Origin of the sequence: uncultured Maribacter sp. (assembly GCF_963975365.1) — a bacterium.
Lineage (GTDB): Bacteria > Bacteroidota > Bacteroidia > Flavobacteriales > Flavobacteriaceae > Maribacter.
The window spans coordinates 122,283-130,913 of the sequence record NZ_CAXBGF010000012.1; the positions used below are offsets into that span (position 1 = coordinate 122,283).

General features: G+C 34.4%; 10 protein-coding genes. All 10 read left to right on the plus strand.

What is annotated here, in order from left to right; genetic code table 11:
• Nucleotides 1–79: 79 nt before the first annotated feature.
• The 10 genes from AACZ49_RS13810 to AACZ49_RS13855 are packed head-to-tail and all read left to right on the plus strand — an operon-like array spanning nucleotide 80 to nucleotide 8,440.
• Nucleotides 80–493 carry a hypothetical protein gene (locus AACZ49_RS13810; protein ID WP_339655980.1) on the plus strand — a complete coding sequence of 138 codons (414 nt, stop codon included), beginning with the start codon at nucleotides 80–82 and terminating at the stop codon, nucleotides 491–493.
• A gap of 1 nt (nucleotide 494) precedes the next feature.
• The gene (locus tag AACZ49_RS13815; protein WP_339655982.1) at nucleotides 495–1,805 is read left to right on the plus strand and encodes an OmpA family protein; all 1,311 of its coding nucleotides are present in this window, start codon (nucleotides 495–497) and stop codon (nucleotides 1,803–1,805) included.
• An 11-nt stretch (nucleotides 1,806–1,816) separates the two neighbouring features.
• Nucleotides 1,817–2,161 carry a hypothetical protein gene (locus AACZ49_RS13820; protein ID WP_339655984.1) on the plus strand — a complete coding sequence of 115 codons (345 nt, stop codon included), beginning with the start codon at nucleotides 1,817–1,819 and terminating at the stop codon, nucleotides 2,159–2,161.
• A gap of 9 nt (nucleotides 2,162–2,170) precedes the next feature.
• A complete protein-coding gene (locus tag AACZ49_RS13825; RefSeq protein ID WP_339655987.1) occupies nucleotides 2,171–2,941 on the plus strand; it encodes a hypothetical protein in 771 nt (256 codons plus the stop codon).
• Between the two features lie 13 nt (nucleotides 2,942–2,954).
• Entirely contained in the window at nucleotides 2,955–5,015 is a 2,061-nt protein-coding gene (locus AACZ49_RS13830; protein ID WP_339655988.1) for a hypothetical protein, read from the plus strand.
• Between the two features lie 9 nt (nucleotides 5,016–5,024).
• Nucleotides 5,025–5,636, plus strand: coding sequence for a hypothetical protein (locus tag AACZ49_RS13835; protein WP_339655990.1), 612 nt, complete (start codon nucleotides 5,025–5,027; stop codon nucleotides 5,634–5,636).
• A 19-nt stretch (nucleotides 5,637–5,655) separates the two neighbouring features.
• Nucleotides 5,656–6,267 carry a hypothetical protein gene (locus AACZ49_RS13840; RefSeq protein WP_339655993.1) on the plus strand — a complete coding sequence of 204 codons (612 nt, stop codon included), beginning with the start codon at nucleotides 5,656–5,658 and terminating at the stop codon, nucleotides 6,265–6,267.
• Between the two features lies 1 nt (nucleotide 6,268).
• Nucleotides 6,269–6,763, plus strand: a complete 495-nt coding sequence (locus AACZ49_RS13845; protein ID WP_339655995.1) for a DUF3592 domain-containing protein — start codon at nucleotides 6,269–6,271, stop codon at nucleotides 6,761–6,763.
• A 12-nt stretch (nucleotides 6,764–6,775) separates the two neighbouring features.
• Nucleotides 6,776–7,498 (plus strand): hypothetical protein, encoded by a 723-nt coding sequence (locus tag AACZ49_RS13850; RefSeq protein ID WP_339655998.1) that lies wholly within the window; start codon nucleotides 6,776–6,778, stop codon nucleotides 7,496–7,498.
• A 9-nt stretch (nucleotides 7,499–7,507) separates the two neighbouring features.
• Nucleotides 7,508–8,440: a hypothetical protein gene (locus tag AACZ49_RS13855; RefSeq protein WP_339656001.1), complete on the plus strand. Its 933-nt coding sequence runs from the start codon at nucleotides 7,508–7,510 to the stop codon at nucleotides 8,438–8,440.
• Nucleotides 8,441–8,631: the final 191 nt, after the last annotated feature.

Below are 8,631 nucleotides of genomic sequence, written 5' to 3' on the forward strand. Positions count from 1 at the left end.
CATTTCTTGCATACTATGTTACATACCTAGTATCCTCACCACATACTTTCAGATAATTTTGATATCACAATCAAAAATCATGAAAGTAAATATCACAAAATCAAAAATTTATAGCGTATTGATCCTGCTTTTGTTTGGCGTATTTTTTTGTTCAGCACAAACAAAAAGCACCAATGAAACAAAGATTGTTTTTATACTAAGCCAAAAAACTAATGCAGTTTCTGGAATCACTTTATTAGATATTGAGAATTCTAAAAATGTACTTCCCAATACATATCCAAACCACCTATTTTATTTAGGGATTCTTAAAGGAAGGTACGAATTAAGTGACAACCTGGTCATACCGTTAATCGAATCAACTATTACTATTTATACCGATAAAGCGCTTTTTTCTGAAGACCAGTTTTCGCACTTAGATCATATAAATTTTGGAAGTGTTAAGACAAAAGTAATCTCTAAAAAAAAAGGGGAAATAATTCTAAAAACGTTATAAAATGAAGAATGTAAAAATTTTACTTGTATTAATAACTCTATTGATATCGTCCCAAACGAGTTATTCCCAATTCCTTAAAAGACTTGGTCAGCGAACAGAAGACGCCGCAAAAGAAGCAGTTATAAGAAAAACGGCTCAAAAAGTAAATCGGGAAACCGAAAAAACAATGGATACCATATTAGATGGGAAAAAAGGTGGGAAAAAGAAGAAAAACAAATCTTCTAACCGAGGCGGCAGTCAGAATGATGAAATGAATGAACACAACGAGACTTCAGAACAAGAAACGGACTCTAATACCTTTGGAGTCTATAGCAATTTCACATTCTTACCTGGCAACAAACTCTTGTTTTATGATGATTTTGTAGCGGATGCTCTAGGCGATTTCCCCGCCAACTGGGAAACTGGTGGTTCAGGGGAGGTTGTGACCACTAGTGACTCCGAAAGTAAGTGGCTCTCCATCTCAAGAAGAGCTGGGTATATGCCCACAATGGAAAACACACTTCCTGAAAATTATACCATAGAATTTGATTTGGCCAACAATGGGTATGGCAGTGGCAAACCTAACAGCAAACTGTTTTTTGCATTCTTGACTAAGAAAGCATACAGTATGGGTGCAGGTGGCTCCTTGGCAGATATCGAAATCTTGCTTTCCAATAATGGGTTTAAAGTAAGCAATGTTGAAAATTTTGGAGGAGAGGTTGAAGTGAAAATTGGTAGCCGTATAGATAGGGAAATGACAGATTATCTAAATAATACAGTTCATATTTCAATTGCCGTGAACAAAAAAAGGCTAAGAATGTGGGTAAATGAAGAAAAAATGGTGGATTCTCCAAATTTAATACAGGCGAACATTGGTAAATATTTCATTATTGAGGCGATGGACGTATTACCAGAGAATGGGCATTTTGTAGGTATATCAAACTTCAAAATTGCTGAGTCTACAGAGGATTTACGTTCATTATTACTTAAAAATGGAAAATTCAGTACTACGGGAATCTATTTTGATACTGCTGCAGCAACCGTAAAAAAGGAATCTTACGGTATATTATTGGACATCGCCAATATGCTTCGGGACAATAGTGATATCACTGTGCAAATAGTTGGACATACCGACAATCAAGGTGCAGAAGATTATAATCAGATACTTTCTGAAAACAGAGCAAAAGCGGTAAAGCAAATCCTGGTAGAGGAGTTTGGTATCAATGAAGATAAGTTACAGTTCATGGGCAAAGGTGAAGTAGAGGCGGTCGATGATAATACCACCGAAAAAGGCAGGGCCAATAACAGAAGGGTTGAATTTATAAAACTTTAAAAAGAAACAAGATGGAAACAATAGAAAACAAAACAACAGTAGTTAACGAAGGTAAGAATATAGCCATTATAGCCTACATCACCATCATTGGTCTCATCATCGCCTATGTTATGAACAATGATAAGAAAGATACTTTTGCGGCCTATCATATTAAACAATCATTAGGTTTGGCCGCAACTGGTTTGGCATTGGGTATTGTTGACATGATTCCCATATTGGGCTGGATTATCAATATCCTTGGTATTATTGTTCTTCTCTATATGTGGGTAATGGGCCTTATGAATGCTATCAACGGAAAAGAAAGTCCAGTACCTTTTTTAGGGGAAAAATATGAAGAGTGGTTTAAGAATATTTAAATGAAAATCATGAAAAAATCATATAAAATATTAGTAACCGTAAGCATTCTGTTCTTAGTGTCATTTACTATATATGCCCAAACGGAACATTGGTCTGGAGCATGGAATACAAAATTTGGAAAAGTCATCATAACTAAAAACGGAGCTAACTACACAGGTACTTTTCCCTATGGAAAATTAACGGAAGGCAGAGAGCAAGATGGAAAGCTTATAGGAAGATATACGTATAGGACCAGAACACCCAATAAAAATAGTTTGGGAACAACCGGGGAATATCAATTTATTCTCTCCGCAGATAAGACAAAATTCGATGGATACCATAAATCGGAGACCGATACAAAATGGCGTTCAGAAAATTGGAACGGAGAAAAAGTTTGGGGTACTGTAATGCCCGTGATTGTACCTAACAATATACCTTCTATAGCTACGCCATCTTGGACGGGAACCTGGGAATCTACAACCGGGAATATATTTAAAATATTGGATACCGGTAACAAGAGAAATAACTTTACCGACGTATTTGCACAAATTTCGGTCAATGTAGGTGGTACTACAAAATACTATGATGTAAAAGGCATTATAAAAGACGATAAACCTGAAGTGTTTCAAGGAACTTTATATCTTGATAATGGCTGGAATGCCGGTTTAATAGATATTGAATATGGAGCGTTAAAAATTGATGATTTCACAGGGTACATGTGGTTTGGAGTAGGTGAATCAAAACTGATTATTTCCGCGCATAGAACTTCCTCAGCAAAACCCACTGTAAAAATATTCTAAATCAAACATTAAGATGCGTAACCTATTCTTAATCGTAATTTCCTTCGTTTTGTTTTCTTGCAACGATAGCAAAAAAGAAAAACAGGGTTTTGTTGATGGTATTTTAGAAGATTTTTCAAAAATGCCAGATTCAGTTATCCAAAAAGGGTTTGCCATCTTAGATACCATTCAACTAAAACCGGTGTCGGAATTAGTAAAGGAGCTTAGGCAAATCCCAGAACTACAAGAAATTGGCGTAGGAGACGAATTATTGAGTTTTAGGCTTAAAAATGGGCCCACTATGCTAATAAAGCTCAAAGAGTTTTCATCGTTGACCAAAGGTAGTACTGCTGGTGCAGTAATGCCCCCAATGATGATGCTAAATCCTATAAAAGAGGAAGAGAACAACGCCAATGTTGTGGGTGCACAACGGGGCGAAAACAGACAAAGCAAAAAGGCCTTAATACTAGCACCATATGAATGGGAATTTGAAAATGATGATGCAAAAGTTCCTAGTTCAAAACTTAAAACCCATAGAAATTACAAAGGAAATGTGAATTATAAATCCAATAACACCGAAGCTTCTCAAAACATAACTATAGATGATTACTTAGTGTTCAATGATTACGATATGGTGTATTTAAGTTCTCATGGGTCGAAAACATGTAACATGAAAGGTGACGCAGTAGAATCAACAAGCAACTGCCATTCCTACATATCATCTGGAATAAAGTACAATGAAAATAATCGCTACGAAATGCTTGATTTAGTCTTAAGCAAAAACGTATGGGGAATTGCTTTGGGCGCAGACGAAATTTATTTTATACCAGAATTCTTTGCATATCAGTATCCTGAGATCAATAACAAACTTTTTGTTTTCAGTGCTTGTCAGTTAGGAAAAGAAGGCGATTTGGGAAACACATTTAACAACATTCTACAAAATGGTCAACTTTTTTACTGGCATAACACTGTTTTTACCGATGATGCCACAAATGCTTTTTCTCATATGTATAATAGAATGTTACAATATGGTGAAACAGCACCCATCGCTTTTAAAAACACACCTTACAATCTAAAAGAGAATTTAAAAACATTTAAAAACGAAGAAAAACGAGGTGATTCCGTAGAAGTGTATACCAATTTAAAAATGACAACCAAAGGCAATGCGATGCATCTTATCGAGCCCATAAGTTTTTTAGATGAAAAAACTAAAAAAGAGCTACAAGAAGGCACGGTATATCCTTTTGAAGGTGTTTTTGAAGACGATCGACCCGAAGAAGCTAGTTTTACCTTAGAATTTTTGGGCTACACCGCTCAAGAAATAGAGGAAAAAAGAATGAGCTTTTCATTAAAATTGGATGGTACTACGGTGCTAGATCATGTTCCTTTTTTACCCGATAATGATCCGTATGATGCTATAGATGTTACGACGGGTAAAAATGAAAAAACCACCTTGGTCACTTTTAAAAGGACGAAGTTAAAAAAAGACCTGAAAAAAAATAGTTCGGTAAAACTGGAAGGCTTTTTTCATTTTAGTGAAGAAAATTATGGCTATCAAAGTATCAATGTAAGTACGGGAAGCTCCGATATGCGCATTGTAATGAAATCACCGGACGGAACCATTAACATGTTTTTTGATGCGGACAATTACGCCCTTAAAATGACTCACCCAACTGAAAACCAGACCTTGTATTCAGACGAGGAAGGCTATATCTATATGAACATTCCAGGCAAAGGGTGGATGAAAACCAAGTTATTGCAAATGTTTGGTGCCTTAGCGCAACTTGCTCCAATAGATATCGATTTCGCAGGCTTAGAGATGAACAAAGGATCGGTAATGCATAAAATACCTGCCTTTGCAGCTGAGGTCACCATTTCTATGCTAGAAAAAGAGCCGAAAGCAAAAAAGATTAGTGGTGGTATCGGTTCTGAAAAAACAGTATTTATATATGACGGAAGGCTAACCATAACTTTTGATAATCGAAAAAGACTGGAATCTTTAGTTGAACGTGGGGCAGACATACATTATTACTATGAAGAACAGCAAATAATGGTCCCAAATGCACAAATTTTTTCCATACCCTCATTTAAATAAAATATACTTATGAAAAATCAACTTTATGTACTAAGTCTTTTATTGCTAATACTGTCTTGTAAAGAAAATAACAGCAAAGAAAAGCAAACATTAGAAAATTCAACAATTTCTTCTACCCATGAAAATCAAGGGGAAGAGCTATTAACCAATTCGTACCAAGACAGTAAAAATCAAAAAGAGGTATATAAAGTCTTAAAAAAGAAAACCCCTTTAACTAGTGGGCAATTATTACCTATAATACCAGAACACATTAACGGTAATAAAAAAATAGTAGAACATAGATTCGAGGCTAGTAATCAAATGGCCAATGGAACTTATGGTTCTTATGATAGTCCTTATAATTTTTGGATTGAAGATGGTTCAGGCTCAAGAGCAATAGTTAGAAACTTTTTCGACAGCCTAAAGTTCAAGAATCAAGGTCCTGAGGGAACAGAATATGTCTATAAAGATAGAGATGGTTACAAGACCATTGCTTTTCTACAGCCTAAAATCAAAAGAAACCAAATATCTTTTATCTATAACAATCGATTTAAAATATCGCTACTTGGATCTGATAATGCTGATTCATTATGGTCGTATATCGATTTTGAAAATCTTAAAAAATTAGATCAATTTAATTAAGCGTCTTAAATATAAGAAAATGAAAAATCTACTAAAACTGACACTTGTACTATTGCTTTTGATTTCCTGTAAAGATGCACCAGAATCGAAAATTTCCAAAATTGCGGAAGAATTAATGAATGAAATAACAGGCAAAAATGACAATATCAATGAAAGATATGATCTTCTGATGAAAGATTTAAATACAAAAACCCCACTGTCCAATGAGCAATTATTAGAGGCATTCCCGAAAAAATTGGGCAAACTAAGCTTAGACTCACAAGAACCTAGAATTATTTCAGATAAAAGTGTTGTTGGTAGTTTTGGCGCAGACGCTGTGAAAATGGAAATTTTAGATGCTGCCGGTAAAAATGTTATGGGTGCTATCATACCGTTAAAAATGTTACACCTAAACAAGATAACTTCAGAAAACAACAACACAATAAGATATTCAAAAAAAGTTCGTAATGGAGTATTAACCTTTGGCACTGATCGAGATGAAGACACCAAAGCAGATTATCAAGCTGAACTTAGGTTTTTATACGACAATCGATTTTATGTAACCCTAGAAGGCAAAAATATGAGTGAAGACGAACTTTGGGATGCTATAAATGTTATTGACTTAAAACGCTTTAAAGAGTTTAACAAATAAGATGAGCATTATGGATTACATGGAGTCTCTTAGTCAATTTCAAATGGCGGGTATTATTTTACAGTTGTTGGCCTTACCTTTTTTAGTTATGAAGTTGCGACTTTTTTGGTGGGCAAAACAATCCGTTCATTGGCCCAAAACTAATGGTGTGGTAGAAAAGGGACTCGATTTTCCACTTTCCAAAATCATAAATTTTTTATACACCTATGAAATCACTGGTACTAGCTATAAAAGAGAGAAACCGTTTTTTGCAAATTCTTTTAAAAATATTAAAAGAATGAAAGCAAAAGAATTAAAGGCACGCTATCCTGAAGGCAAACAAGTAATTGTTTTTTACAATCCATCAAACCCAAAAATATCTACCCTAGAACCAGGCAGAAAAGATGGTGTAATAAGTGCTTTAATACTATTATTCTTCCTTTTTATGCTAGGATTTATATCCTATTACAATCCTAATTTGCTTGTAGAGCTAATAGATTACGTTCCTAACCACTAAAACATATTTATCATGAAAAACACACTCTTAGCCATATTGCTTCTATCAATTGAAGTTCTAATTGCCCAAAACCACAACACTTTAGAGAACTATCCACTAAAAGCGGCGGATTTAGTGCTATTTACCTTTGGAATGGATAATCCAATATCCATAGGATCTATTACAGATTCTGGAGAATTGGATTTTAATTTTCCAAATGACGTGAATTTCATTTCTGAAGAGACAAAATCTAATTTTATGTCAAACGCAGCTTTTACCCTATTTGGAAAATGTGATACTAGTTATGACATACTTTCAGAAGAGGAAAATAGTAAAGCGGTTAATGCTGGTTATATTTCATTAAGTACAAAAGAGAATCCGTATTCGGGATTGTTATTCATGGTTACAGATGAAATGCTAGTGCCTTATTTAGAAGACACCTATTCTAACAATGCCATTATAGGTTCATATTTTGAATTGATATATATAGAATCAGATTTTAAGTATCAAGGTGAATGCATTTCCACAGTAACCAATACAGAAACAGACACTATTGAAACACAGTATTCGTACGATTTGGAATTAAAAGCAGGTTTTAATTTTATTGAATATAAAATTGAAAATGTCAAGGAACATAAAGTGCCCAGTATGTACGAAGAAGGTGTTTTTGACAACATAATAAAACCCAGTACCATAAAGGTTTCTTCAACACAATCTGTACCACAAAATACCAAATGGATTGGTAAATACTTTTAAAATAAAAATATGAAATCAATATATCGAATGCTACCAATACTTCTATTTTTTATTGGTTGCATGGGTTTCTCACAAACTCCTGAACAGCAAAAAATGATAGACAAAGCAATGAAAATGCGTGATAGTATAATGGATAGCATGCATCTTGAAGAAATGTTACAGCAAGCCAATGCTGAGGAGAAAAGACATGAACAAAAAAAGAAAACCAATACCAAGATAGGTTCAATTACCAAGGCAACAAAAAATGAAGATAAATATTGGAAAAATACGTTAGCCAGTGAAAATAATACATTCAAAAATTGGCACAATGGAGCAGCCGATCTTGTTTACAACTATCGCTATGACTCCAGTAAAGATGTCGTAGAATATGTTAAAGTTGGGGTCATTAATCCTGATGGAAGTATTCTATTAAATCCAACAAGCAAAGTTCCTATTTTGCAGCCTTTGAATAATTTTAAAAACAGCAATACCTTTTTCGATATTCATAATCAAGATTCATATCAATATAGTAATGAAAATTCAGGCTTTAAGCTTAACTCCTACATATTAGTCTATCAAAATGGGAAACAAATAGGTATTTTAACCCTCGGAAACTCGATAAAAGTAACCCGAAACCTATTAACACCAGGAGATTTATATTTTGGTGATGAAGGGTATCTATTATCATGGGTTTATGTCGATGAAGCTTGTTCTATAAAGGCCATTGAAAATTGGAAAGGCGATTTAAGTAATACGGGGACTCCGTTACTAGTAGAAACTAACGTTACTTACGACCTAAATTTTAATTCAGGTTGGAATTTGGTGAAAACCGAAGTAATAGGAAAATATGAATTTCCGAATGCTCCTGAAGAAGATAGGTCTAGGTATAAAAAACATGAACACACTAGCTTAGATGCTATTCCAAATGAGGCTACTTATTTTTTCAGGTCAACAGTAGAATAGCTGCTTTAAATGGTCGGAACAAAAGCATTTCATCGTTTTAATAAATAAGATACTCCCATTTATAATCTTAATCGATTTAAATTTAATGTCCTAAAACAAAAAAGCCTTATCATTTCTGATAAGGCTTTCGCTTTTTGCTCCCCCTCTTGGGCTCGAACCAAGGACCCTCTGATTAACAGTCAGATGCTCTA